Here is a 25650-nt window from a genome sequence, read left to right as displayed (position 1 = left end):
AAGAGAAATTATAAGCACAAAAAAAGCACTCTAAGAGTGCTTTTTTTCAATATCTTGCTTCTAAATTATAGAGCAACGATATTTACAGCTGTAGGGCCTTTTTGACCTTGAGCTACGCTGAAAGAAACCTTTTGGCCTTCAACTAAAGTTTTGAAACCTGAACCAGTGATTTCGCTGAAATGAGCAAAAACGTCTGGACCTGATTCTTGTTGAATGAAACCGAAACCTTTAGTTTCGTTGAACCATTTTACTGTACCGTTAACTGTATTAGACATAATGTAACCTATTGAATCGTATGAATTTATAGCCAAAATTTCAGATGACTAACTGTAACTTTGAAAAATAAAAAGGATGGAGCTTTTTGATCTGTAATACGAAGGTTTATGACTAAAACTGCGATACTTAAAAGAAACTAACCAAAACAAGAATTTTTCTAGTTGGGATTATCATACCGCTTATTTTGAGATATACAAGCGTTTTATTTATCTAATTTATTAGGCTATTGAAAAATATAAAATTAAACCTGTATATTTTGTATTCAGGCCAGTGTTTTTAGGGTTTAAAAGGGTAGCTCTCAATAAAAAGAGCGCCGAAGCGCTCTTTGTAATTCAATTTACAGCTTAGTAATCAAAACTAAAGTGCTCTGGTGCCAGTGCGGTCATAGTTTTGGATGGATTCACCATCGCTTCAGCATGACCTTGGGTACGAGGCAGAATACGTTCGAAATAGAAATCAGCGGTTTTGATTTTTGCTTTATAGAACTCAGGTACTTCTGCGCCATCGCCAGAAGCCAGTTTGGCTGAGGCAACTGCGGCTTGCTGCGCCCAGAAGTATGCCATCATCACATAGCCCGAGAACATCAGGAAATCGACTGAAGCAGAAGAGACGATGTCGCGGTCTTTACGGGCTGCCAGCATGATTCGAACAGTTAATGCATTCCACTGGGCACATAGCTTGGTGAGATCCCAAGCAAAGCGGCGCATATATTTATTACGCGCATGCTGACCACAAAATTTCAGGATTTCAGCGGTATAATCACGAATCACTTTGCCTTTCGAGGTTAACAGTACTTTACGACCGATCAGATCGAGTGCCTGTACACCTGTCGTTCCTTCGTAAAGGGTAGAAATACGTGAGTCACGCACGATCTGTTCCATGCCCCATTCTTTGATATAGCCATGACCACCAAAGACTTGCATACCGTGATTCGATGCTTCATAGCCCATTTCAGTCAGGAAGCCTTTTAGAATCGGGGTATAGAAACCTAAGTGATCATCATGCTGTTCAAAGGCAGCGGTATCGCCACGCAATAAAGCATCATTCATGTTGTCGGCAATTTGCGCAGCATGATAAATCATGGCACGGCCACCTTCGGCAATGGCTTTTTGCGTCAACAGCATACGGCGTACATCGGCATGATGAATGATGGCATCCGCCACTTTTTCCGGATCTTTTTTGCCAGACAGGGCACGCATCGACATACGTTCTTTGGCATACGGCAGAGCACCTTGGAAGGATAACTCCGCATGACAGATGCCTTGAATCGCAGTGCCAATACGCGCAGTGTTCATGAAGGTGAACATGGCATGCAAGCCTTTATTCGGTTCACCAATCAAGTAACCCGTGGCCTTGTCGAAATTCAGCACGGCTGTTGCTGAGGCGCGAATCCCCATTTTATGTTCAATCGAACCGCAATTGACTGGATTGCGCTCACCGATGCCACCATCGGCAGCAGCAATAAATTTCGGTACGATAAACAGTGAAATGCCTTTAGTACCTTGCGGTGCATCCGGAAGGCGCGCCAGCACGATATGTACGATATTTTCAGTGAGATCGTGCTCGCCTGCGGAAATAAAGATTTTGGTTCCTGAAATGGCATACGTGCCATCTTCTTGCGGCTCGGCTTTGGTTTTAACCTGACCCAAGTCAGTACCACATTGCGGCTCAGTCAGACACATGGTGCCAGCCCAAGTACCCGCAACCAGATGCGGCAGATAGGTATTCTTCTGCTCATCGGTGCCGTACTGGATAATGGTATTGATACAGCCCACGCTTAAACCCGGATACATCTGGAATGACCAGTTTGCAGTTCCCATCATTTCTGATTTGATCAGGTTTAAAGACATTGGCAGGTTTTGACCACCAAACTCTTCAGGATAAGACAGACCTTGCCAGCCACCTTGGACGAACTGATCATAAGCGTCTTTAAAGCCCTTAGGCGTTTTCACTTCGCCATTTTCAAAATGACAGCCTTCAGCATCACCGCTTTCATTCAGAGGTGAAAGTACATTTTCACAGAAATCTGCTGCACCTTCCAAGATCATGTCTACCGTGTCGGTATCGGCATATTCACCATTCGACAAATTCTGGTAGTGCGCAGGGTAATCGAGCACTTCATTCATAAGGAAGCGAATGTCGTGTAAAGGGGCTTTATATGCTGGCATGCGTTTAATCCTGATTAAAATAGTTTTGGATTATCTGTATCGATTCTTTGATTATTCATATTTGAGATAAAAAAACATTGATAAGGCAAGCAAATAAAAATGTCAGAAAAGCGAATCGAGTCTTAGAGCCAACCAATAAAATCGGATGATTTCATCTTCTGGCTGTCAGCGTACAGAAAGGTTGAAAACTTCTTATCTGATTGGACTTTAATGAATTGAACACCAGATTGTCTAGTGCTACTTTTGTATGAATTGTACTCAATTGTTATCAATAAAAAATTCAAGTTAAAAATGTCATTAAATCCAGTAGCTGAATTTTTAGTCTTTAATAATGGAGTTAAGATCAATTCGGATTGTTGTTACAACCCGAATTCTCTGGTCAAAATAACTGGATATTTATAGAAAATCTTTTAAATCTGGTTTGATGCCATTCCAGATAGAAAAAGATTCCAGTGCCTGACCGACCAGCATGCCAAAGCCTTCAGATGTTGGCACAGCACGTGCTTTGGCCTGATCAAGGAAGGAGGAAGGCTTGCCATAGGCCATTTCATAGGCATAGTTAAACTGTAAGGCTTCTGGAAGCAGCAAAGCATCACCGCTGAGACTGGCTGAAGTGGCATTGATCACCAGATCAAACTCACCTGCAAGATGTTCTAGTGAAATAGCCTGTAATTCGAGCTGCGCTACAGCATCCTGCAGATCCGCAACCAGTTGTTCAGCGCGTGCCAAGGTGCGATTGGCAATCACAATTTTTTTTGCGCCTGCCTGGGCGAGAGGATAGATCACGCCACGGGTTGCGCCGCCTGCACCGATAATCAGGATGTTGGTATTTTCCAGCGGCCAGTTGAGTGCACGAATCGCATCGACCAGACCTTGACCATCAGTATTATCGCCATGCAAAATACCATTTTTCATCCACAGGGTATTCACTGCCTTGGCAATTTTGGCTCGCTCACTGAGCACCTGACACTGGGCAAAAGCCTGCTCTTTAAACGGCACGGTGACATTCATCCCGATTCCGCCATGGGCAAAAAACTCCTGAATATTGGCCTCAAAGCCATCCAGTGGAGCCAGACGTTTGCTGTAATTTAGATCAATTCCGGTTTTTGCTGCAAAAGCATGATGCAATTCTGGAGAGCGTGACTGTTCAATCGGATTACCAATCACGGCAAATTGTTTGCTCATTTCACAATGTCCATGTGCTGAAATGAGCATCAATATACGTGAAAAAGCGCAGGGACTAAAGCCTGCGCTGTTTTAAATAAGGGGGCTGGAAGTGCGGTTTAGGAACTGCAGATGTCCATAATATGTTCTGCAAATACCAGCGCCATACTAAGCACAGCTCCGACCACAGTCAGGATACTCACCAGAATAGCCGCGCCATCCAGAAGCAGATTATGACTCAAAACGGCGGTACTCATCGCACTGATGGCGAGAGCCAGAAAAAGCCAAAAGGCAAAAACAGGAAGATTTAATTGAAGATGATGCATTGTTATTCTCACTAGACATCTAATGGATTGTGATCGATGTAGCGATAGGATGCCGCGACCAAATCAGGGATTACTCTGCAGCAGTATAGAGGAATAATGGATTAAAACAGCCCTCTATTTGAGGGCTGTTTGTATCATTTCATTGCAGTTGATTTTAATTCTGTGAGCCAGTCATGGGGTTTCAGATAGTAATCGGTCAAACGCTTTTCCGGCGAGCCTTCATCCCATTCAGGACGATAGGACCAGCCGGTCAGCGGAGGCAAGCTCACCAAGATTGATTCAATTCGGCCGCCGGTCTGCAAACCAAATAGCGTACCGCGGTCATAAACCAGATTGTATTCGACATAACGGCCACGACGATACAACTGGAACTCGCGTTGTGCTTCGGTATAAGGCTTATCCTGATTACGCTGGAAAATCGGCAGAATCGCCTCTAGATAACCATTGCCTACGGCCTGTATATACTGGAAACAGGTATCAAAATCCCACTGATTCAGATCATCAAAGAATAACCCGCCGACACCACGCTGTTCATCACGATGTTTTAAATAGAAATAATCATCACACCATTGTTTATGTTCAGGATAAATCTCTTCACCAAATGGCGCACACAGATCATGCGCCGTCTGATGCCACGAAAGGACATCTTCATCATTTGGATAGAACGGCGTCAGGTCGAAACCGCCACCAAACCACCAGATTGGATCTTGCCCTTCTTTTTCTGCAACGAATAAACGCACGTTGGCGTGTGAGGTTGGTACATTCGGATTTTTCGGATGGATGACCAGCGATACACCCATCGCTTGCGCCTTGGCACCGGCAATATTGGGATGGCGTTCAGTGGCTGAAGCGGGCAGTTTGGAAATATTGATATGGGAGAACATCACCCCGCCTTTCTCAATCACGGTACCATTTTGCAAGACACGCGAACGGCCACCACCACCTTCAGGACGTTCCCAGTCATCAATGATAAATTCGGCCGTACCGCCGCCAGCACGCTCCTGTTGTTCCAGTGCTGCACAAATCCGTGCCTGCAAGTCGAGGAGAAATTCACGAACGCGTTGAATATCCGCAGATGTAGGATGCTGCATCAGAGCCTCGTAGGGAAATAAAAAACTAGCTACATCAAAGCATAAAATCAGTCAAAGATTAAGGTCTATTTAGCAATGTAGTGGATTGAACCAGGCTTTAAATTTGAGTATTGATGGACAGAATGGGGTATTAAATCCGACCAAATGGCTAGGTTGAATTCTTTTTTCAAGCTCCGCACAATAACTTGCAAGCGCTCATGGGTTTGAGCATTTCTCGATGGTAATAGGTGGGTGTCATGTCGGTACAGGTCAATTCCCTGATTCAAAAATATAATGTTCCCGGTCCCCGCTATACCAGTTATCCGACCGTTCCATATTGGGAAGAGCAGAATTTCTCACTGGAACAATGGAAGCAAACGCTGAAAAAATCCTTTACTGAATCCAATCAAAGTGAAGGCATCAGCCTGTATATCCATCTGCCATTTTGCGAAAGCCTGTGCACTTTTTGCGGGTGTCATAAGCGAGTCACGAAAAAACATGAAATGGAACAGCCCTATATTCAGGCAGTGCTGAAAGAATGGGATTTGTATTGTGAGTTGCTGAAAGATAAGCCGGTCATTAAAGAAATTCATTTAGGCGGGGGAACACCGACTTTCTTTTCTGTTGAGCATTTGACTCAACTGATTCAAGGTATTTTGGCCAAAGCAGACATAGCGCCTGTGCATGAATTCAGTTTTGAAGGGCATCCGAACAATACCACGCGTGAGCATTTACAAGGCTTGTATGATCTGGGCTTTCGCCGGGTCAGTTATGGGGTGCAGGATTATAATGAAACCGTGCAAAAAGCCATTCACCGGATTCAGCCCTATGAACATGTCAAACAGGTAACCGAATGGGCGCGTGAAATTGGCTATGAGTCGATTTCGCATGATCTGGTGTTTGGCCTGCCTTTTCAGCATCTGGACGATGTCTTAAATACCATTGAGCAAACCAATTCACTTCTGCCGGATCGTTTGGCTTTATATAGCTATGCACATGTGCCTTGGATTAAAGGCAATGGCCAGCGCGGTTTTAAAGATGCTGATGTACCCAAAGATGCAATCAAACGTGAATGTTATGAAGCGGCCAAAAAGAAACTGCTGGCGCATGGCTATCATGAAATTGGCATGGATCATTTTGCTTTAGATACAGATGGCATGTACCAGTCCTTTCAAGCTGGAACATTACACCGCAATTTTATGGGATACACCGCCTCTAAAACTCAAGTGATGATCGGTTTAGGAATTTCTTCGATCAGTGATAGCTGGTACAGCTTTGCCCAGAATGTGAAAACTATTGAAGAATATTATGCCTGTTTAGCTCGCAATGAAATTCCGGTATTTAAAGGACATGTCTTAAATCAGGAAGATTTGATTATTCGTCAGCATATTCTGAATTTGATGTGCAGCTTTAGTACCTCATGGGAAAAACCCGAGCTATTTTTCCCTGAAATCGATCAGGTGGTGGAACAGCTTAAAGAAATGGCACAGGATGGTTTGATTCAAATGACAGACTCATCAGTCACGATTTTGGAGAAAGGGAAACCATTTGTACGTAATATTTGTATGGCTTTTGATTTACGTTTAAAGCGACGCATGCCGGAGAACCGGATTTTTTCGATGACGATTTAACACTTAATCCATCCCAACCCTCCTTTAAGAAAGGAGGGAGTTTTCTCCTTTTTTTGAAAGAAGGAAAAGCCTCCCTGAGCAAGACTTAAGCATTGCTTTAAGTCGAAGCGCAAGAAAGGGAGGTTTGGAGGGATTTATTAAGGGGAGGATTTAAAAATCATCCTTCTGATAAAGATGCGCCATACGTTCATGTTTGGTTTTGAGATATTGCTCATTAAACGGATTTAAGCCGACGGTGAGGGGCACCCGATCGACCACATTAATCCCTTGGGCTTTTAAAGCTTCAATTTTTAAAGGATTGTTGGTCACCAGACGTACCGCTTTGACCTGCAAATGATCCAGCATAATGCTGCACATGTCATATTGACGTGCATCAGCCGGCAGGTTCAGCATTAAATTGGCATCGACCGTATCATGTCCCTGATCTTGCAGGGCATAGGCACGAATCTTGTTGGTCAGGCCAATACCGCGTCCTTCCTGACGCAAATACAGAATCGCCCCGCGACCTAACTCATTGATCAGCTTTAAAGTCGCCTGCAATTGCGGGCCACAGTCACATTTCAGTGAAGCAAAGGCATCACCGGTTAAACATTCAGAATGTACACGAACCACGACTGGCTCGTCAGAAACTTCTTCAAGTCCTTTAGATAGCGCGACATGTTCTTCGCCAGTCTTAGGGTCTTGAAATACAGTAATTTTAAATTCACCGTGAGCGGTAGGTAATCTTGACGTTGCGACAAATTCGATTGGCACAGCTGAACCCGTTAAATCCTGAAAGTGGCTAAAGTATAGCGTAATGATTGAACATTGGTAGAATTGCAAAGTCGAAATTCTGTATTAGATTTTCTTTTTTGTAGAAAGCAGACGATAATAGTTGATAAATAGTAAGATTATTCAGGATAATCGTAGCCTGCGATTTTTTCACCCCGATGAGATCATTGTTTAATATTGCATCGCTAGAAGCGTAGCTGAATTGAAGCTGCTACAATTCAGCTATATGATCGGGTACTCCCCATTGACCTAGCTTTAGATTTGCCAGGCTTTAGAAGGCTTTGCCATAATATGCTGTATACAGAAATCCCTACTCAACGCCCTGTAACACCGTTGCTGGATACGATCAATCATCCTGAGCAACTACGTTTACTCGAGCAAAGCCAGCTAGCGCAAGTGGCAGATGAGTTACGTCAATTCATTTTGTATGCTGCCGGGCAAAGTGGTGGACATTTTGGTGCCAACCTCGGTGTTATTGAACTTACGGTGGCTCTGCACTATTGCTTCAATACTCCACATGACCGTCTGATCTGGGATGTGGGGCATCAGGCCTATCCGCATAAGGCATTGACCGGCCGTCGTGAACAGCTCACTACTATCCGAGCCAAAGATGGTCTGGCAGCCTTTCCAGCACGTGAAGAATCTGAATTTGATACCTTTGGGGTAGGGCATTCTTCGACGGCAATTTCTGCTGGTCTGGGCATGGCCTTGGCACGTCGCTACCAGAACAAGCCATGTGAAGTGGTATCGATTATTGGCGATGGCGCCATGACGGCGGGTATGGCCTTTGAAGCCTTGAACGATGCCGTTGCGCACAATGCCGATCTGATGGTGGTGCTGAACGACAATGACATGTCGATTTCTTGCAGTACTGGCGGTTTTGCCAAGCATCTGGCGGCGATCTGGGAGCGCGGTGAATTCGTTAATATTACCGAGGAAGGTGAAGCTTACGTACAGCCGCATCCGGAGTGGCTGTATAACTCACGCTTGCACTGTGCCGCGACTGATGCCGCAGATAACCTGTTTAAAGCCATCGGCTTTGACTATTTCGGCCCTTATGACGGTCATGATGTCAAACAACTGGTGCATGTATTTAAAGCGCTGAAAAAGCGTACAGGCCCACGTCTGATTCATATCTATACTAAAAAGGGCAAGGGCTTTGCGCCGGCCGAATCGGATCAAATCAAATATCACGCGATTAGCAAGCTTAATGCCATTACCGCTGCCAAGACTGCACCGAAATATTCGGATGTATTTGGACAGTGGCTCTGCGATGAAGCAGCACAGGACTCGCGCTTGCTCGCGATTACACCGGCCATGTGCGAAGGCTCAGGTATGGTGCAGTTTGCCAAAGAATATCCGGAACGTTTTTTCGATGTCGCGATTGCAGAGCAGCATGCCGTGACGCTGGCTGCGGGCATGGCCTGTGAAGGCTTAAAGCCGGTCGTGGCAATTTATTCGACCTTCCTGCAACGTGGTTATGACCAGCTGGTACACGATGTGGCCTTACAAAATCTGGATGTGACCTTCGGTATTGATCGTGCTGGTCTGGTCGGTGAAGATGGCCCGACCCATGCCGGTGCCTATGACTATGCCTATATGCGGACGATCCCGAATATCGTGATCATGGCACCAAAAGACGAAAATGAATGTCGTCAAATGCTGCATACTGCGTATTTATATCCTGGGCCGGCAGCTGTGCGTTATCCACGTGGTAATGGCTTAGGGGTGGATATCCAGCAAAAGATGCTTGAAATTCCAATCGGTCAGGCGGAAATTGTCGCCAGCTTTAATGCGCAGTGTGACGAATATATTTCTGTGCTGGCTTTTGGCAGCCGGGTACAGGCCGCAGTCGACGCCGCTGAAGCCTTTGCAGTGAAACATGAGATTGGTGTGCGTGTTGTGAACATGCGTTTTATCAAACCTCTTGATACGCAAATGCTGGATGATCTGGCATCAAGCACCAGTCTGTTTGTGACAGTAGAAGAACATGCCGTGATGGGCGGTGCGGGTAGTGCTGTGAATGAATATCTGGCAGAAGCACAGATTGTGAAACCGCTGCTGAATCTTGGTTTAGACGACACGTTTATGGCTCAGGCCACGCATGCACAAATGTTGCAGCAGGCCGGATTGGATGCGCAAGGTATTGAAAAATCAATGAATCAAGCCTGGTCAGCCTTGGGGCAAAGCGTTTTGTCATAAGTTCTTAAAAATTTTAGACACATTTTCTCCAAAAAAGCCCTGATATTTGCTAAGATATCGGGGCTTTTATGCATTATTCTTTATCAGTTTCTTTAAATTTGTAGTGGGTGTTCAATGGAACCTATGGTGGTGATGGCTGCGCGTGCGGCTCAGTTAGTTGGTCAAGAGCTTTTAAAAGCGCATCAGAATCGTCATAAACTCGATCTACAAGTCGAAGAAAAAGGAATTGATGGTCCAGTAACGCGTGTAGATCGTTATTTGGAGCAGTTGACCATCGATACCCTACGTAAAAGCTATAAAAATCACAGTTTCCTTGGTGAAGAGTTTGGCTATCAGGAAGGTAATGGTCACGACGCCGATTGGTGTTGGGTGATCGATCCACTGGATGGTACTTTAAACTTCATTAACGGTTTCCCGCATTTCTGTATCTCTATCGCAGTTCAGCACAAAGGCATTACTCAACACGGGGTGATTTATGACCCGGTGAAAGATGAGCTATTCTCTGCCAGTCGTGGTCGTGGTGCCATGATGAACCAGCGTCGTATTCGTGTGAATGTCAAAGACAGTCTGGAAAATACCTTTATGGCTGTTGGTCACGCTTACCGTGCTAAACGTAATGGCGAAGTTGTATCTTATGCCAAGAACCATTTTCAAAGTTTGTTAAACGTGACTGAAGCTGGCGCGCAATATCGTCGTTCAGGTTCTGCGGCATTGGATTTAGCCTATGTTGCTGCAGGCCGTTTTGATGCTTACTTCGAACTTGGTTTAAAATCTTGGGATATCGCAGCGGGCGAATTGATCGTGAAAGAAGCAGGCGGTACTGTAGTTGATGCACGTGGTGGTAGCGACTCTATGGAAAATGGTCAAGTTTTGGCTTGTTCAATGAAAATGCTTAAACCTTTAATGCAAGCAGTTGTTCCTGCTTGGGGTGAAGCAGCAAAATAATCGGGTTTAGATGAAATATATCTAATTTTCAGAAAAGGCATCCTTCGGGATGCCTTTTTTGCAGCAGTGAAATAGTTAACAGGGAGGAGAAGCCTGTTTTTTAACGCACATGAATACGGGAACTATCAAGTGAATTGGCAAAAATTGCCTTTTTATACCAGTCGTTACATTTTATATTCATATTTAAGTCTATGAAATTCATATATAAATCACAAATAAAGAAAATTTATTTGAAAACTTAATGACATTGTTGATTATTCTGCTATAATCTTGCCACGCACTTAATTTTCCGTTCTTTACCTGAACACTATCTTCTAATCATTGTATGCGCGTTCTGTCCATAGAGAGGACATATCCTTCGCGCCCCAATCGCTTAAGCGATTCCTTCAGGTTTGCGGCCGTAATCATATACGTGCGTTATATCCACATCGTCGTTATTCGGATCGCTGCTGAATCCTAAATTTTTCAGCTCTATTTGCTGTGCCGCTTTTTGCCGATGTCCATATTGTAATTTATTTAATGGAGCACCCACTTCAGGGTGAACACTCTCTATGAGCAAAACTTTTGCTGATTTTTCCCTCGACGAATCTCTAACCCAGGCTCTCGATGCTTTAGGCTTTACTACTCCAACTCCTGTACAAGAACAAGCGATTCCAGCTGCACTTGAAGGTAAAGACCTTCTTGTGTCAAGCCAAACAGGTTCTGGTAAAACTGCTGCTTTCTTGCTTCCTACCTTAAATGCGTTGGCAAGCCAAGATACATTAGTACCATTTAAAGACCGTATGAAAGCGGTTACTCAACCGAATATTCTGGTGATTTCACCGACTCGTGAATTGGCACAACAGGTATGTCAAGACGCAATTGCATTTGTACGTCATATGAAAGGTGTTCGTATTGCTGCAATCATGGGCGGTATGCCTTTCGGTAAGCAAATTCAACAGTTAAAAGGCGCGCAAGTTGTTGTCGCAACTCCAGGTCGTCTACTTGACTTGGTGAATCGCCGTCAAATCAAACTTGATAAAGTTGATGCGTTAATCGTCGATGAAGCTGACCGTATGCTTGACCTCGGTTTCTCTGAAGACTTAGAAGCAATTGGTGAGTTGGCTGCAAACCGTAAACAAACTCTAATGTTCTCTGCGACGTTTGCACCACGTATCATTACACTTGCAGAACGCATGATGAATGATCCACTGCGTATTTCGATTGAAACTGGTCACTCTACAAATACTGATATTACTCAGACTTTGCATTGGACTGACGGTTTCGAGCACAAGAAAAAACTTCTTACTCACTGGTTGAACGAAGAAGACGTTGATCAAGCAGTTGTATTTGCGTCAACTCAAGAAGACACAGATATGCTGGCTGAAGAACTTGCTGAAGCAGGCCTATCAGTTGTAGCGCTACACGGTGCTATGCCACAAACTGTACGTAACCGCCGTTTACGCAGCATCCGTGAAGGTCGTGCGAAGATCTTAGTTGCAACTGACGTTGCTGCTCGTGGTCTTGACGTACCAACCATTTCACACGTAATTAACTTCGGTCTTCCAATGAAGAACGAAGACTATGTACACCGTATTGGTCGTACAGGTCGTGCCGGTCGTACTGGTAAAGCCATTACACTTGCAACTTACCGTGAGCGTGGCAAGATCCGTGCTTTAGAAGACTTCCTTGATGCGCGTCTAAATGTATCTGAAATTGAAGGTCTTGAGCCATCTCCACCTCCTGCACGTGGTAGCCGTGATGGCGCTGGTCGTGGTCGTGGCCGTGACGGCGGTCGTCGTGATGGCGGTCGTGGTGGTTTCGGTGGCGGTCGTCGTTTTGAAGGCGAAAGCAACTTCAAACGTCGTGAAGGCGGTGATGATCGTCCACGTCGTAGCTTCGATGACAAACCACGTGGCGAACGTCCGGCATTTGGCGAAGATCGTCCACGTCGTGACTTCGGTGATCGTCCAGCGCCACGTCGTGAAGGTGGTTTTGGCGACCGTCCACAACGTTCGTTCGATGACCGTCCAAAGCGTGACTTCGGTGATCGTCCAGCTCCGCGTCGTGAAGGTGGTTTTGGCGACCGTCCACAACGTTCGTTTGATGACCGTCCAAAGCGTGACTTCGGTGATCGTCCAGCTCCGCGTCGTGAAGGTGGTTTTGGTGACCGTCCTCGCTCTAATGATGACAACCGTGGCAACCGTGTAGATTACAAGCCAGCTCGTGAAGGCGGTTATGGTGATCGTCCAAAACGTGATTTTGGTGATCGTCCTGCTCCACGTCGTGAAGGTGGTTTCGGTGATCGTCCAGCGCGTTCATTCGGTGATGATCGTCCAAAACGTGATTTCGGTGATCGTCCAGTACGTCGCAACTTTGATGACAAACCACGTGGTGAACGTTCGTTCGGTGGTGAAGATCGTCCACGTCGTAAATTTAACGACTAATAGAGTCGCTAGATGAAGATAAAAAAACCGGTAGAAATACCGGTTTTTTTATGCATTGAGTTTTTTGCTTTTTAACGTAAAATGTCTACTAATTCATATTTTGTCAGGGTTATGATAATTATTAATATGAAAAGTTTAGCTGCTCGATCTCAATTGATAGAGGTGCATATGCCATATATCGCATTGACTTTGATTTTATGTAATATTATCTATTATTTATACAGTGTTTTTAATTAATCAATCTAGTCATTTTAAGCCTAAGTACATATTTTTATTATAAAAAACACGAAATAATCAATTATTGTCATCTTTTTATGATATTCACCCACCTTTTTCAACTGCTAACATTTTGAACTTCGTTCCTTTATAGTATGCATGCTGAAAAAATGCAGGAATAAACTCAGCTATGAAAAATCAAACAGCGCGAGATACTCAGTCTTTGATTGAAGTCAAGAATTTGAGCTTCAAACGAGGCGAGCGCGTGATTTATGACGACGTGAGTTTAAATATTCGTCGTGGGCAGATTACCGCCATTATGGGGCCATCCGGAACTGGTAAAACTACCTTATTAAGATTGATCGGTGGGCAGCTGACGCCTGAGCATGGTCAGATCTTATTGGATGGCAAAGATATTGCCTCGATGTCACGTTCCGAACTTTTTTCAGCACGTGCACGGATGGGTATGCTATTTCAGAGCGGTGCTTTGTTTACCGATATGAGCGTGTATGAAAATGTCGCGTTTCCAATTCGGGCCCATACCAAACTGCCAGAACATCTAATTAAGGAAATCGTGGCATTGAAACTGGAATCCGTCGGCTTGCGCGGTGCAGAGCAAATGATGCCATCGGAACTGTCTGGTGGTATGAACCGACGTGTGGCTTTAGCCCGGGCGATTGCGCTGGACCCTGAACTGATCATGTACGATGAACCCTTTGCCGGACAAGATCCGATTGTGATGGGGGTATTGACTCGCCTGATCCGTTCATTGCGTGAAGCACTAGATCTGACCACGATTATTGTCTCGCATGATGTGACAGAAACCTTATCCATTGCTGATTACATTTATATTGTGGCAGAAGGCAAGATCCAGGGCGAGGGGACACCGGCAGAGCTAAAAGTGCATCCTTCAACTTTTGTGCAGCAATTCCTGACGGGTTCGGTGGAAGGTCCAGTCGATTATCAGTTTAGTCACCGGGCTTATTTAAGTGATGAGGTACGTTCATGAATGCAATTACCGCATTAGGTAGACGCGTTATTGAACGTGTACTGGGGATTGGGGTCGCAACCCTGATGCTGTTGCAGATCTTATTTTCCATGCCGACCTGGTTGGGGCTAAGACTATTTGTTTATCAGATGTATCGGGTCGGGGTATTGTCCCTGCTGATTATTGTGGTTTCTGGTCTGTTTATTGGTGCCGTGCTTGGCTTGCAGATGTTCAGTATTCTGTCGACCTTTGGCAGTGAATCCATGCTTGGTACAGCGGTGGCGTTGACCTTGCTGCGTGAATTAGCACCTGTGGTCGCGGCTTTGCTGTTTGCAGGACGTGCCGGTTCGGCTTTGACCGCAGAAATTGGTCTGATGAAAGCCACTGAACAATTGTCCAGTATGGAAATGATCGGGGTGGATCCCTTAAAACGGGTGATTTCGCCACGTCTCTGGGCGGGGATTTTCAGCTTGCCTATGCTTTCGGTGATCTTTGCCGCAGTCGGAATTATGGGCGGCAAAATGGTCGGTGTAGACTTTTTGGGGGCTGATGAAGGCGCTTATTGGAGCGGCATGGAAAGCAGCGTGCAATTCTATAAAGATGTCTTGAATGGCACTATTATTAAAAGTTTTGTATTCGCATTAATGTGTACCTGGATTGCGGTATATCAAGGCTATGCCTGTGTACCAACATCGGAAGGTATTGCAACTTCTACAACGCGTACAGTCGTCTATTCTTCACTGTGCGTTTTAGGCTTTGATTTTGTGTTGACTGCGGTCATGTTCGGAGGTGTTTAATGAAATCACGTACTAGTGAGCTGGCCGTTGGTATTTTTGTTATTTTATTTGGTATTGCCTTATTCTTTTTAGCGATGCGTGTCAGTGGTCTGGTCGGCAGCAATATTTCCGACAGCTATAAAATGACGGCAACTTTTGAAAATGTGAATGGCATCAAGCCACGTGCCAAAGTCGCTTTAAGCGGGGTGAAAGTGGGACAGGTCGATGAGATTACCCTGGATCCTGTAACGCGTCTGGCAACCGTACATATGACCCTAGATGGCTCATTGACCTCGTTTAATGCTGAACAATTAAAGCAAGTTCAAGAGGAAGCTCTGGACGAGTTACGCTACAGCTCGGACTATGAAGCAGCGACACCTGCGCAACAAAAAGACATGGAAAAACAACTGTTAGCTAACATGAAATCCATCACCAATATTGATGAAGATGCTTATATTATGGTAGCGACCAATGGCTTATTGGGTGAAAAGTACCTGAAAATTATTCCAGGTGGTGGTCTGAGCTATTTGCAACGCGGCGATCAGATTGCCAATACCCAAGGCACTATGGAAATTGAAGATTTGGTGACGAAATTTATTACCGGTGGTGCTGGCAAATCGTCAGATAGTCAAGAAACTACATCGGAACAGACGACAGTTTCAGAAACAACAGATGCAGAACCTGCATTTGTTGAATAATAGATTGAGGAGAATTCAGTGAAGACTTTAGTAAAACAAACGCTTGCAGTAAGCATTCTTTCAACAATGGTTGCTGGTACAGTGTTTGCTGCACCGTCTGAAGCACCACCTGCTTTTATTAAAAAAGTAGCAGATGGTTTAATTGAGCGCCTCAAAGCTGACAATGCAAAACTGCAATCAAATCCAGCTTTGGTCAAAAGCATTGTGCGCCAGAATCTGGATCCGTATATTGATTCTCAATCTTTCACACGTATTGTGATGGGCACATATGCCACGAACCAATATAGTACGGCGGCACAGCGTGCGCAGTTTGAAAAGAATTTCCGTGAAACCTTAATTGAAAACTATGGTTCTGCCTTTGCCAAGTTCAGTAATCAGACTTATAGCGTGCGTCCTTACAAGGCCAGCAACAGCAAAAACCCTGTCGTGACCATCGACTTTAATAACAAGGGCGAGAAAATTCCAGTAGCATTCCAGCTGGTGGACAAGGGTTCACAATGGAAAATCCGCAATATCAACGTATCGGGTATTGACCTGGGTTTGCAGTTCCGTAACCAGTTTGCTGCGACGGTAAAACGTAATGGCGGTAATATTGATAAAGCAATTGCTAACTTTAAACCGGATGCAGAAGCTGCAATCGACAAGAAATAATCAAACAGGTGAGCCGTGATTACATTCAATGATCAGGAACTACAGGTTTCAGGCAAGATTGACTATGACAATGCACAGGACTATTACTTAAATGGTCTGCGTGTGATCCAGTCACAAAGCAAGTTTCCACTTGTGGTTAATCTGGCTGGGCTTGAAAGTGGCAGTACTTTGGCTTTGGCAGTATTGGTGCGCTGGTTGCGCCAGACGCCTCAAGCGCAAGGACTACAGTTTAAAGCTGTCCCTGCTAAAATGATGAATATCATTCAGGCCTGTCATTTACAGGATGATTTACAGATCATTCAGTAAATAAAAAAAAGCATCGAAAGGTGCTTTTTTTATTATGATTAAATTTTAAGAAATAATTAAAATCAAATAGATCTAAATATGGATTGCACGTCCTCTCTCCCTGAGGGAGAGAGTTAGAGAGAGGGTTTTTAAAAATCCTCCCCTAACCCCTCCTTTGGAAAAGGAGGGGAATTTTCTTCACTTTTTAAAGAGAAGTTGAGGAGGGAGTAAATAGATATGAATTAAATACAGGCATTTCTTGCACTTCGCTTTAAATCTAAAGAGCAAGTGGGATTTAGAAAGGGATATCTAATAAAAAAACCTCTCCCTGACAGGAAACATCTCTCCCTTTTCAAAAGGGAGGTTAGGAGGGATTCTAGATCCACTTCTTCCATCTAAAGTAAATCAATGGGCCAATCAGGAAGCCAATTAAAATAATACTGACCATGATGAAACTCATGGTGCCTTGTGCAAAGGGCAGCACTTCGGTGTTCATACCGTAAATACTGGCAATCAGCATTGGTGGCGCAAGCATACTCGGCAGAATCGAGAATCGACGAATGGTATCGTTCTGCTCAGTGTTAATGAATCCGGACGTGGTATCGAGCAGGAAACGTACTTTCTGGAACAAGAAAGCATCATGCTCGACCAGCGAGCGCACATCTTCACTCAGTTCTCGAATATCCGCATCATAAATATGACTGCCCAAGGCGCGTGGACGCGACAGGAAGGTCAGGACGCGGCGTAAATCGATTAAACACAGTTGCGCTTTACCCAACATATCTTCAAGTTGCGCCAAGCGGGTAATCATGTCATCCAGATCCAGAATCTGTTCACGATGGCGGTTATTCAACACTTCAGTTGAATATTTCTCTAAATCTTTATGCACATCTTCCAGAATATCGGCCAGCTCATCCAGCTTGGCTTCGAGTAAGCCCAATAAAATCCAGGTCGGATCTTTATAATCGATTTCATAATCATTGCGGCGCGCGCGAGCACGAAAGGCGCGAAAAGCCACCAGTTTTTCACCACGCAAAGTAAACAGACGATCCTTGTGCAGAATGAATGCAACGGTTTGTACTGTTGCCAACATACTGGATTCATCTTCGTGTTCGTTTTCGACCTGATAGTTTTTATTCTTGGTTAAAAAATAGGTGCTGATATGCAAAATACCGTCATCATCACGGTAAAATCGGGCACTCGAGGAAATATCTTCCAGCGATTTTAAGGTCGGTAAGTTTTGCTCGTAGGCATCTAGAATCCATTGCTGCTCTTCCTGTGAAGGCGCAATCAGATCAAGCCAGACTAAATCTGGATGCAGGTCGAAATCACCATTAATCGTGATATCTTCTAAGCTACCGCGCTCTGTGGCGTAAAAGGCTTCAAGCATGCTGTCTTTTCTCCCGGGCGCAGTATGTGAATTGGAATGGGTGTATTTTAGACAAGGAATTGAATAAAAACACTGATATTAAGCAGTTATTTTGGTAAAAAGCGCGCTTGCCGCGATTTCGTACAATATGGCGTCAATTAGAGGATGAAATGATGAATTCTATCGCAATTTTTTGTGGTTCAGCGCTTGGCTCGGATCCTCTTTATACGCAGGTTGCCGAAAAAGTCGGTCAGACTCTGGCGGCACGACAGCAAACGCTGGTTTATGGAGGAGGTCGTTCTGGCTTAATGGGTATTGTGGCTGATAGTGCCTTGGCGGCGGGCGGTAAGGTGATTGGCGTAATTCCAAGACAGCTGGTCAATCGTGAGCTGGCACATCCACATATTACCGAGCTGTATGTGGTGGATAATATGCATGAGCGTAAAACCCGGATGTCGGAACTGGCTCAGGGATTTATTGCCATTCCCGGTGGTGCAGGAACACTGGAAGAGATTTCTGAACAATGGACCTGGGCACAATTGGGAATTCATCAGAAGCCTTGTGCTTTTCTCAATACCGATGGTTTTTATGATGACCTGATTAAATTCATCCGTATGACCACGGAGAAGGGTTTTACTAAATCACGTTTCACTGAGGCGTTGATTATCAGTGATGATCTGGACGATATTTTGCGCCAATTCGAAAGTTATCAGCCGCCTGAAGCCAAATGGGGTATGGTTGATCAGACCGACCTTGTAAAATAAGTTATCTAGAATACGCAATTGTAGAAAATAAATGAAAGTGATTACGGTGGCTGCAGCCATTATTTTAAATGAAGCGCAGCAACTGCTGGTGGTTCGCAAGCAAGGAACATCCTGCTTTATGCAGGTCGGTGGCAAGCTGGAGCCAAATGAAACCCCGGAAGCCACCATGTTGCGTGAAATTCAGGAAGAAATTGGCACACAAGCCCAGATTCAGCAATTCATTGGCCGTTTTGAAACCCAGACTGCCAATGAACCTGATCATCAACTGGTGAGTTATGTCTATTGGGTAAGGCTCGATCAAGCACCTAAAATTGAAGCAGAAATCGCTGAAATGAAATGGGTTGATCTGGATGAAAAAGAGGTCTTGCTGGCGCCCTTAACGACTGAAATTGTGATTCCGTGGGTGAAGTCACATTTGCTCGCCCAAGCTTAAATTTTAGATTTGCGCGCCTGCCAGACAGGCTGCATAAATTTTTTGACAACCCAATTGTTCAAGTGTTTGGCTCAGTGCCCGAATCGAACTGCCGGTTGTCACCACATCATCAATAATCAGTACGCGTCGGTAACGAATATTAGACGGTGTACTGATCTGAAATTGCGACTGGATATCTTCGATTCTTTCCAGACGGCTTAAGCCTTTTTGTGAATGCTGTTTCAGCCGGCTAACAGGTTGCCAGATGGGAACATTCAATTTTTTCGCCACATGCTTGGCCAGCACCAGAGATTGATTATAACCGCGTTCGGCCAGGCGTTCAGTCGAGATCGGCATCGGGACTATTGCACTGACTTTGGGTAGCTCTAAACTCAACAGCGTACCGGCCAGTAAATTTTGCAGATGCAGCTTCTGTTCATATTTAAACAGCTGAATCAACCGATCCATTGGGTAGGCATAATCGCAGGCAATCTGAAACTGCATTTCCTGACGCTGAATGGTTTGATGTATCCACGGCAACTGCTGCCAGCAATCCTGACAGACTGAATAAATGCTCTGATAATCAGTCTGACACAACTGGCAGGGCTGAAGCGTATTCAGCTTGGAGATTCCCTGTGCCAGTAATTTAAACATAGGCATAACGCGGTGCTTCCGGTAGCCAGCGTTGTAATAACGCCTCAGCCTGATCTGGATAATCTTTTAAAATTTGCTGCGCCACATAATGTGCCTGATTGAGCAGGTGATCATCGCGTTCAAGTTTGGCCACGCGGAAATTCATATCGCCGGTTTGTTTAGTCCCCAGTAATTCACCCGGCCCACGCAATTCCAGATCTTTCTCGGCAATCATAAAACCATCATTGGTTTCACGCATGATTCTTAAGCGTTCCTGACCGTTTTGCGATAGTGGATGCTTGTATAGCAGGGCGCAGAAACTGGCTTTGGCACCACGGCCAACCCGACCACGTAGCTGATGTAGCTGTGACAGGCCTAAACGCTCGGCATTTTCAATCACCATAATGGAGGCATTGGGTACATCGACGCCGACTTCGATCACGGTGGTGGCAATCAGGAGCTGTAATTCATTATTTTTAAACTGCTGCATTACCGCCTGTTTTTCATCGGCTTTCATCTTGCCATGTACCAGTCCGATATTCAGCGCAGGAAAGCGCTCGCGAATTTCGGCAAAGGTCGCTTCTGCGGCCTGAGCATCCAGGGTTTCGGACTGTTCTACCAGTGTACACACCCAATATGCCTGCTTACCTTCAGCACAGTTGCTGGCAATCCGTTGCAAGACTTCTTCGCGTCGATCTAATGGAATGGTCACGGTCTGAATCGGGGTACGGCCCGGCGGCAGCTCGTCAATCACCGAGGTATCCAGATCACCATAGGCAGACATGGCCAGTGTGCGGGGAATCGGAGTCGCAGTCATCACCAGTTGATGCGGAGACATACCATCTAGCCCTTTATTTCTGAGTGCAAGGCGCTGATCCACACCAAAGCGGTGCTGTTCATCAATAATCACCAGACCCAGTTTGGCAAACTCGACATTTTCCTGAAACAGGGCATGCGTTCCGATCACCAGATGGGCGCTGCCATCCCGAATCACCTGTTCCGCTGCGGCGCGAGCTTTACCTTTTTGCTTGCCGGAAAGCCAGGCCACATTTAAGCCCAAAGGCTCAAACCAGCGTTTAAAATTCAGATAATGCTGCTCGGCCAGAATCTCGGTCGGTGCCATCAATGCAACTTGCCAGCCTTCTTCCAGTGCATGGCAAGCTGCGACACCAGCCACCAGGGTTTTACCCGCGCCGACATCGCCTTGCACCAGACGCAACATCGGTTTATTGCTTTTTAAATCCTGCACGATTTCTCTGGATACACGTTTTTGCGCACCGGTCATTTCAAAAGCCAGACTGGCTAAGAGCTGTTTGGCATAGGTCTGACTGGGCGCAAATGAAGGCGCTTCGACTTGCTGAATAAAGGCCCGACGTGTCAATAAACTGATCTGATGCGCTACCAGTTCTTCAAAGATCAGGCGCTGCTGTGCAGGATGTGAGCCTTGTGCTAGTTGCAGCATATTGGCATTGACTGGCGGGTGATGGATATATTCCAGTGCCTGTTTCAGTGCATAACCATTGCTAAATTTTGCTGGCAGTAGTTCAGGCAGATGGTCGCTGTATTGAGCCAAGGCCTGCTGAATATAATCCCGTATTTTGGGTTGGGTCAGGCCTTCAGTCGCAGGGTAAATCGCCGTGAGCTGGGTTTGAGGTAAAGGTGTGTCCTCAGTAATGACTTGCAGTTCGGGATGATACATTTCCAGACCGCGCGCACCGACCCGGACTTCACCAAAAATTCTTAAACGGTGACCGAGCTTGCAGCGATCGGTGATGCCTTTATAAATATGATAAAAACGCAAAGTGACTTTACCGCAGTCATCATCCAGTAATACAGCCATGGACTTGCGTTTACCCGGCGGGAAATCCACACCTTTGACGATACCTTCGAGCAAATAGCTACGCCCCACGCTCAATTGATTCATGGGAATGATCGTGCTACGGTCTTCATAGTCACGTGGTAGATGAAAAAGCAAATCATCAGTATTGAAGATATTTAATTTTTCAAGTAATGCAGCGGCGGCATTGCCAACGCCTTGTAACTGATGGACTGCAGCCATGTCCCCTCAACCAGATTCGTGATTCGGTGCTCAATGCATATTCTATTTATCGGTTATGGTAAAACATCCCGGCGTGTTGCTAAACAACTATTTGAGCAAGGTCATCAAATTAGCACAATTAGCTCAAGTCCCAAAACAGATTCCTTTGCAACTCATCTGATTCAAGATGTGCATAAACTGAATTTAACGACAGTCACACCGATTGATTGGGTCTATGTATTGCTTAGCCCAAAACAAAGTGCTGTCGATGGTTATCAACAGACCTATCTGGATTCTGTGCAGCCGATTGTGACTGCCTTGAAGCAGCATCCAGTGCAACGGATTGTGGTGGTGTCATCGACACGGGTCTATGGGCAAAATGCTGGAGAAAACGTCAATGATGAAACGCTTCTACAGCCCAATGATGCACAAGGAGAAATCCTGTATCAGATGGAGCAGGCCTATTTAGCGGCTTATCCTGAGCAATGTACAATTATTCGCCCAAGTGGGATTTATGGAACATCGGTAGAGCGCTTACAAAAAATGGCAGTATCTACGACCAGCTATCCAAATCTGCACTGGTCAAACCGGATTCATATCGAAGATTTATCACGTTTCTTGTCACAGATGATTCACGTGGAACATCCTGAGTCTTCTTATATTATGAGCAATAACCAGCCACAGCTTTTACATGAAGTCTTGCAATGGTTTCAGCAGCAGATGGGGCTGCCTTTACTCGAAGTTGAGAACAAGCAGGTCACCGGTAAAAAGCTCTATGCCACTCGGATGCAAAAAACAGGATTTGAATTAAAGCATACAGATTGTTTTGAGGATTATTTGGAACTAATGAGGAAAAGTAATCCCTCCTAACCTCCCTTTAAAAAGGGAGGATTAAATTCCCGTTCCTTGTAGGAGAGAGCTGGGGAGAAGGGGAAGGATTTTAAATTCCCCCTCATCCCCCTTATGAAGCAGTGCTTCCCATCTCCTGAAAGGAGAGAGAATAAAAGCTTTACTTCTTTTTGCGCTTGGCACGTTTCTTGGCTTGTTCAGCCGCAACTGCATCAAGTGCTTCTTTGAGTTCTTCATCGGTAAAGGCGGTGATGTGATGCAGCATCTGTAATTTCACTTCATCCAGTACCAGATCTGCATATTGCGCTACGTTGGTCAGCTGCTCATCAAAAACAATGGCATTGTCGTCATTGGTACACAGATAACCTTTTTGGGTTAAGACTTTAATAAAGCTCTGGAACAGGGCTTTGTCGAAGAATTCTGGCGAGTTGAATTCGTATAGAACTGATAAACGCTGACCAACCAGATAGCTCAATTCTTCAACCTGACGGGTCGAAATATTGCCTGAACCACGTTGGGTAATCAGTGCCAAAGTCATGTAATAACGTTCCAGACTTTGAGTCACTGGTGCAGCCAGAACTTCGAGCTGATGATGGACTTCAGTATTGGGTGCCGGAGCAAGCAGATTTTCACCATCTTGCGTGATCAGTTTGGCAGAAATCAAGTTATCAATATGCGCATTGACTTGATCCTGAATCTCATCTTCACGCCATTTTAAAAACAGCTCTGCTTTTAGGAATGGGTACAGGGTGCTGCTGATGTTGACGACATCATCACGGCGAATCGTTCCATTGTGTTCAGCCAGTGCTGCAATCAATGACGGAAGCACAAAGGAGTGCACGATATTGTTGCGGAAATAAGTCAGCAAAACTGCCTGATTATCTTCAATGGCAATGATATCGCCCAGCACATGTTTTACCCGTTTGATCAGTTTTAGCTTCATCGCATAGGCAATAATTTCTTTGCCTGAAAGCGGGGTAACTTCCATCCGCTCATCATAAGGTAATGCCGCCAGCAGGGTACGATAAGTATCCAGCTGCTTGATACAGATTTCTTCATCCAGCGTATGTTTCGGTGTCGCCAGCAGGATCAACGATAATAGCGATACCGGATTGATCACCACTGCACGGTTGATATTTTCCAGAATCGCTTGCGCAGAGCTGTTTACTGCATCAGAAACTGCTTGTGGAATTGGATCATCGTTCTTTTCAATTTTAATATTTTCTGCGCCATGCTGTTTCAGGATGTCATCCAGAAATACCGGCTCACCAAAATTCAGATGCACTTTACCGAAAATGCGTTCAATTTTGCGCAGGGTTTTGACAATACCAAAAATAGATTCGGCTTCTTTCGGCTTGCCGCTCATCTCACCGACATAAGTGCCGCCTTCCATCAGGCGTTCATAACCGATATAGGTCGGTACAAAGACAATTGGTTTGGCCTTGCCGCGTAAATGACCATGCACGGTCATCGCCAGCATCCCAGTTTTAGGTGGTAGCAAACGACCAGTACGTGAACGACCACCTTCGATAAAGTATTCCAGTGGGGTATTGCGTGACAGAACGCTATATAAATATTCTTTAAAGACTGTGGTATAGAGCGCATTGCCACGGAAAGTACGGCGGATAAAGAAGGCACCGCCACCACGTAAAATCTGCCCGACAAAAGGCATGTTCAGGTTATCGCCTGCAGCGATATACGGCACCATCAAGCCACGACGATAGATCACATAAGACAATAACAAATAGTCGATGTGACTGCGGTGACATGGGGTATAGACAATCTCATAATCTTTGGCCAGTTCACGCACGGTACTGAAATTATGCACTTCCACGCCGTCATAGAGCTGTGTCCATAAACGGGTCAGGGCTTTATCGGCAAAACGTACAGTCGAATGAGAATAATCGGAAACAATTTCGTTCAGATAACCAATGGCACGACGTTCAGATTCCAGCATCGAGATTTTACTGCGAATACTGTCATTGCGAATCGCAGCCTGTACATCTGGCGATTTGATGAGACTGTGCATGACATTACGGCGATCGGACAGGTCGGGCCCGAGAATCACTTCGCGCTGACCATCCAGATAATCATTTAAAGTGCTAACAATATAAGTTGCTGGCGCTGAATTTGGATGCGTTTCTTTGGCATGCTCAATCATGGCACGTAAAGACTGGGGTTCGTGAAACTCTAAATAAGACTGACGGCCATGCAGACCGATATTGACCAGTTGCTTGACCCGGCTTGGCGTAGACCAGGTATCGGTAAATAGCAGTTTGAACCAGGAATCTTCTTTTTCAGGTTCACGTCCCCAAAGCACCGTGACTGGTACCAGTTCGATATCCAGCTCAGGATGTTGTTCCAGGATTTCAATCAGGCGTAACAGGCGCGGCGGAAACGCATGCGGCGGTGAGCTGAGCAGGTTATTTTCATCATGATGCTGTAAAAACAGCAGCGAAGCTTTTTCCTTACTATTGCCCAGTTGCATTGGATCGAGCGCAGCTGGCAACTTTAAACGGCGGGTTTCTGCATCGACGACCAGCGCATTACTACGCGAATGGTTCTGTAAAACGTAGCAGACCAGCTTTCGCGATTCTGTTGCAGTCTGATCAGGTTCAGGAGCTGTCACTTCACTTGGTACTTCCCCAAGAACATGAGGGGTAACCACAAGATCAAGTAGCTTACTTGAAAGCTTGCGATACATTTGACCAAAGCCATTCTTGGACATAGCTGCTCCTAATTTTACTGACCAAAACCACAGGACTTCTGAGGGGATTTATTTTTGCGGGTTTCCAAAGCGAAACCATATATCTTTTTTTAACAACTTCAACAGAAGTGCTCTAATTTTAGCGTGAAAGCAGATGCTTTTCCTAGTCACTTATGACATCAGTATGACAGAACAGTCATGCAATCTTTAGAGTTTCGGTCTGATTTTGTGGCAGAATATTCCAGATTAATTATTTAGATCTGTTTTTCCATTTTTGGGATATCT

General features: G+C 45.2%; 22 protein-coding genes. 12 read left to right on the top strand and 10 right to left on the bottom strand.

The genetic code is table 11. The annotated features are described in order from the left end of the window. Positions 1 to 65: 65 nt before the first annotated feature. From GVV58_RS07945 to hemF, 5 genes are all read right to left on the bottom strand, one after another. Positions 66 to 275, bottom strand: coding sequence for a cold-shock protein (locus GVV58_RS07945; protein WP_004281542.1), 210 nt, complete (start codon positions 273 to 275; stop codon positions 66 to 68). Positions 276 to 620: 345 nt separating this feature from the next. Beyond that, a complete protein-coding gene (locus GVV58_RS07940) occupies positions 621 to 2444 on the bottom strand; it encodes an acyl-CoA dehydrogenase C-terminal domain-containing protein (RefSeq protein ID WP_005168756.1) in 1824 nt (607 codons plus the stop codon). A 396-nt stretch (positions 2445 to 2840) separates the two neighbouring features. After that, entirely contained in the window at positions 2841 to 3629 is a 789-nt protein-coding gene (aroE, locus tag GVV58_RS07935) for a shikimate dehydrogenase (protein ID WP_005094203.1), read from the bottom strand. A gap of 98 nt (positions 3630 to 3727) precedes the next feature. Continuing rightward, positions 3728 to 3934 (bottom strand): hypothetical protein, encoded by a 207-nt coding sequence (locus GVV58_RS07930; RefSeq protein WP_005094202.1) that lies wholly within the window; start codon positions 3932 to 3934, stop codon positions 3728 to 3730. A 134-nt stretch (positions 3935 to 4068) separates the two neighbouring features. Next, entirely contained in the window at positions 4069 to 5025 is a 957-nt protein-coding gene (gene hemF, locus GVV58_RS07925) for an oxygen-dependent coproporphyrinogen oxidase (RefSeq protein WP_005094200.1), read from the bottom strand. A gap of 236 nt (positions 5026 to 5261) precedes the next feature. Here hemF and hemN point away from each other — a divergent pair, with 236 nt between their 5' ends. Next, positions 5262 to 6635, top strand: coding sequence for an oxygen-independent coproporphyrinogen III oxidase (gene hemN, locus GVV58_RS07920; protein ID WP_005094198.1), 1374 nt, complete (start codon positions 5262 to 5264; stop codon positions 6633 to 6635). A 150-nt stretch (positions 6636 to 6785) separates the two neighbouring features. Here the strand turns inward: hemN and ribA are convergent, their stop codons facing one another. Continuing rightward, positions 6786 to 7388, bottom strand: a complete 603-nt coding sequence (ribA, locus tag GVV58_RS07915; protein ID WP_005094196.1) for a GTP cyclohydrolase II — start codon at positions 7386 to 7388, stop codon at positions 6786 to 6788. 309 nt (positions 7389 to 7697) lie between these two features. Here ribA and dxs point away from each other — a divergent pair, with 309 nt between their 5' ends. From dxs to GVV58_RS07875, 8 genes are all read left to right on the top strand, one after another. Then, positions 7698 to 9608 (top strand): 1-deoxy-D-xylulose-5-phosphate synthase, encoded by a 1911-nt coding sequence (gene dxs / locus GVV58_RS07910; RefSeq protein ID WP_074383592.1) that lies wholly within the window; start codon positions 7698 to 7700, stop codon positions 9606 to 9608. A 114-nt stretch (positions 9609 to 9722) separates the two neighbouring features. Beyond that, positions 9723 to 10553: an inositol monophosphatase family protein gene (locus GVV58_RS07905; protein WP_159516287.1), complete on the top strand. Its 831-nt coding sequence runs from the start codon at positions 9723 to 9725 to the stop codon at positions 10551 to 10553. Between the two features lie 551 nt (positions 10554 to 11104). Continuing rightward, positions 11105 to 12979, top strand: a complete 1875-nt coding sequence (locus tag GVV58_RS07900) for a DEAD/DEAH box helicase (RefSeq protein ID WP_074383591.1) — start codon at positions 11105 to 11107, stop codon at positions 12977 to 12979. Between the two features lie 406 nt (positions 12980 to 13385). Then, complete coding sequence (locus tag GVV58_RS07895; protein ID WP_159516286.1) at positions 13386 to 14204, top strand: ABC transporter ATP-binding protein; 819 nt, start codon at positions 13386 to 13388, stop codon at positions 14202 to 14204. After that, complete coding sequence (mlaE, locus tag GVV58_RS07890) at positions 14201 to 14980, top strand: lipid asymmetry maintenance ABC transporter permease subunit MlaE (protein ID WP_159516285.1); 780 nt, start codon at positions 14201 to 14203, stop codon at positions 14978 to 14980. The genes GVV58_RS07895 and mlaE overlap by 4 nt, the downstream gene beginning before the upstream one ends. Next, positions 14980 to 15657, top strand: a complete 678-nt coding sequence (locus tag GVV58_RS07885) for an outer membrane lipid asymmetry maintenance protein MlaD (protein WP_100329362.1) — start codon at positions 14980 to 14982, stop codon at positions 15655 to 15657. Before mlaE ends, GVV58_RS07885 begins: the two co-directional genes overlap by 1 nt. 18 nt (positions 15658 to 15675) lie before the next feature. Then, positions 15676 to 16308: an ABC transporter substrate-binding protein gene (locus tag GVV58_RS07880; protein WP_005094187.1), complete on the top strand. Its 633-nt coding sequence runs from the start codon at positions 15676 to 15678 to the stop codon at positions 16306 to 16308. 15 nt (positions 16309 to 16323) lie between these two features. Next, complete coding sequence (locus GVV58_RS07875; RefSeq protein ID WP_159516284.1) at positions 16324 to 16614, top strand: STAS domain-containing protein; 291 nt, start codon at positions 16324 to 16326, stop codon at positions 16612 to 16614. Positions 16615 to 16969: 355 nt separating this feature from the next. Here GVV58_RS07875 and GVV58_RS07870 read toward each other — a convergent pair whose 3' ends face one another. Continuing rightward, positions 16970 to 17983: a CorA family divalent cation transporter gene (locus tag GVV58_RS07870; RefSeq protein ID WP_005168743.1), complete on the bottom strand. Its 1014-nt coding sequence runs from the start codon at positions 17981 to 17983 to the stop codon at positions 16970 to 16972. A gap of 152 nt (positions 17984 to 18135) precedes the next feature. Between GVV58_RS07870 and GVV58_RS07865 the strand changes: the two genes are divergently transcribed. Together GVV58_RS07865 and GVV58_RS07860 are read left to right on the top strand one after the other, a co-directional pair. Continuing rightward, a complete protein-coding gene (locus tag GVV58_RS07865) occupies positions 18136 to 18726 on the top strand; it encodes a TIGR00730 family Rossman fold protein (RefSeq protein WP_005094184.1) in 591 nt (196 codons plus the stop codon). Positions 18727 to 18757: 31 nt separating this feature from the next. Next, on the top strand, positions 18758 to 19159 hold the full coding sequence (locus tag GVV58_RS07860) for an NUDIX domain-containing protein (RefSeq protein WP_005094183.1): 402 nt from the start codon (positions 18758 to 18760) through the stop codon (positions 19157 to 19159). A gap of 3 nt (positions 19160 to 19162) precedes the next feature. Here GVV58_RS07860 and GVV58_RS07855 read toward each other — a convergent pair whose 3' ends face one another. Both GVV58_RS07855 and recG read right to left on the bottom strand, forming a co-directional pair. Then, entirely contained in the window at positions 19163 to 19798 is a 636-nt protein-coding gene (locus GVV58_RS07855; protein ID WP_100357825.1) for a phosphoribosyltransferase family protein, read from the bottom strand. Beyond that, entirely contained in the window at positions 19785 to 21830 is a 2046-nt protein-coding gene (gene recG / locus GVV58_RS07850; RefSeq protein ID WP_159516283.1) for an ATP-dependent DNA helicase RecG, read from the bottom strand. Before recG ends, GVV58_RS07855 begins: the two co-directional genes overlap by 14 nt. 33 nt (positions 21831 to 21863) lie before the next feature. Here recG and GVV58_RS07845 point away from each other — a divergent pair, with 33 nt between their 5' ends. Then, positions 21864 to 22679 carry an NAD(P)H-binding protein gene (locus GVV58_RS07845; RefSeq protein ID WP_159516282.1) on the top strand — a complete coding sequence of 272 codons (816 nt, stop codon included), beginning with the start codon at positions 21864 to 21866 and terminating at the stop codon, positions 22677 to 22679. A 139-nt stretch (positions 22680 to 22818) separates the two neighbouring features. Here the strand turns inward: GVV58_RS07845 and plsB are convergent, their stop codons facing one another. After that, complete coding sequence (gene plsB, locus GVV58_RS07840; RefSeq protein WP_100329356.1) at positions 22819 to 25386, bottom strand: glycerol-3-phosphate 1-O-acyltransferase PlsB; 2568 nt, start codon at positions 25384 to 25386, stop codon at positions 22819 to 22821. Between the last annotated feature and the right edge of the window lie 264 nt (positions 25387 to 25650).

Origin of the sequence: Acinetobacter sp. 18QD2AZ41W, from assembly GCF_009829025.1 — a bacterium.
GTDB lineage: Bacteria > Pseudomonadota > Gammaproteobacteria > Pseudomonadales > Moraxellaceae > Acinetobacter > Acinetobacter pseudolwoffii.
The sequence above is the reverse complement of the archived record's forward strand: the minus strand, read 5'-3'. Positions and strand labels throughout refer to the sequence as shown.

Bases quoted from the DNA above. Each gene is read 5' to 3' on its own strand.
- GVV58_RS07945 (WP_004281542.1), bottom strand. From the start codon at position 275: ATGTCTAATACAGTTAACGGTACAGTAAAATGGTTCAACGAAACTAAA.
- GVV58_RS07940 (WP_005168756.1), bottom strand. From the start codon at position 2,444: ATGCCAGCATATAAAGCCCCTTTACACGACATTCGCTTCCTTATGAAT.
- aroE (WP_005094203.1), bottom strand. From the start codon at position 3,629: ATGAGCAAACAATTTGCCGTGATTGGTAATCCGATTGAACAGTCACGC.
- GVV58_RS07930 (WP_005094202.1), bottom strand. From the start codon at position 3,934: ATGCATCATCTTCAATTAAATCTTCCTGTTTTTGCCTTTTGGCTTTTT.
- hemF (WP_005094200.1), bottom strand. From the start codon at position 5,025: ATGCAGCATCCTACATCTGCGGATATTCAACGCGTTCGTGAATTTCTC.
- hemN (WP_005094198.1), top strand. From the start codon at position 5,262: ATGTCGGTACAGGTCAATTCCCTGATTCAAAAATATAATGTTCCCGGT.
- dxs (WP_074383592.1), top strand. From the start codon at position 7,698: ATGCTGTATACAGAAATCCCTACTCAACGCCCTGTAACACCGTTGCTG.
- GVV58_RS07905 (WP_159516287.1), top strand. From the start codon at position 9,723: ATGGAACCTATGGTGGTGATGGCTGCGCGTGCGGCTCAGTTAGTTGGT.
- GVV58_RS07900 (WP_074383591.1), top strand. From the start codon at position 11,105: ATGAGCAAAACTTTTGCTGATTTTTCCCTCGACGAATCTCTAACCCAG.
- GVV58_RS07895 (WP_159516286.1), top strand. From the start codon at position 13,386: ATGAAAAATCAAACAGCGCGAGATACTCAGTCTTTGATTGAAGTCAAG.
- mlaE (WP_159516285.1), top strand. From the start codon at position 14,201: ATGAATGCAATTACCGCATTAGGTAGACGCGTTATTGAACGTGTACTG.
- GVV58_RS07885 (WP_100329362.1), top strand. From the start codon at position 14,980: ATGAAATCACGTACTAGTGAGCTGGCCGTTGGTATTTTTGTTATTTTA.
- GVV58_RS07870 (WP_005168743.1), bottom strand. From the start codon at position 17,983: ATGCTTGAAGCCTTTTACGCCACAGAGCGCGGTAGCTTAGAAGATATC.
- GVV58_RS07865 (WP_005094184.1), top strand. From the start codon at position 18,136: ATGAATTCTATCGCAATTTTTTGTGGTTCAGCGCTTGGCTCGGATCCT.
- GVV58_RS07860 (WP_005094183.1), top strand. From the start codon at position 18,758: ATGAAAGTGATTACGGTGGCTGCAGCCATTATTTTAAATGAAGCGCAG.
- GVV58_RS07855 (WP_100357825.1), bottom strand. From the start codon at position 19,798: ATGCCTATGTTTAAATTACTGGCACAGGGAATCTCCAAGCTGAATACG.
- recG (WP_159516283.1), bottom strand. From the start codon at position 21,830: ATGGCTGCAGTCCATCAGTTACAAGGCGTTGGCAATGCCGCCGCTGCA.
- GVV58_RS07845 (WP_159516282.1), top strand. From the start codon at position 21,864: ATGCATATTCTATTTATCGGTTATGGTAAAACATCCCGGCGTGTTGCT.
- plsB (WP_100329356.1), bottom strand. From the start codon at position 25,386: ATGTCCAAGAATGGCTTTGGTCAAATGTATCGCAAGCTTTCAAGTAAG.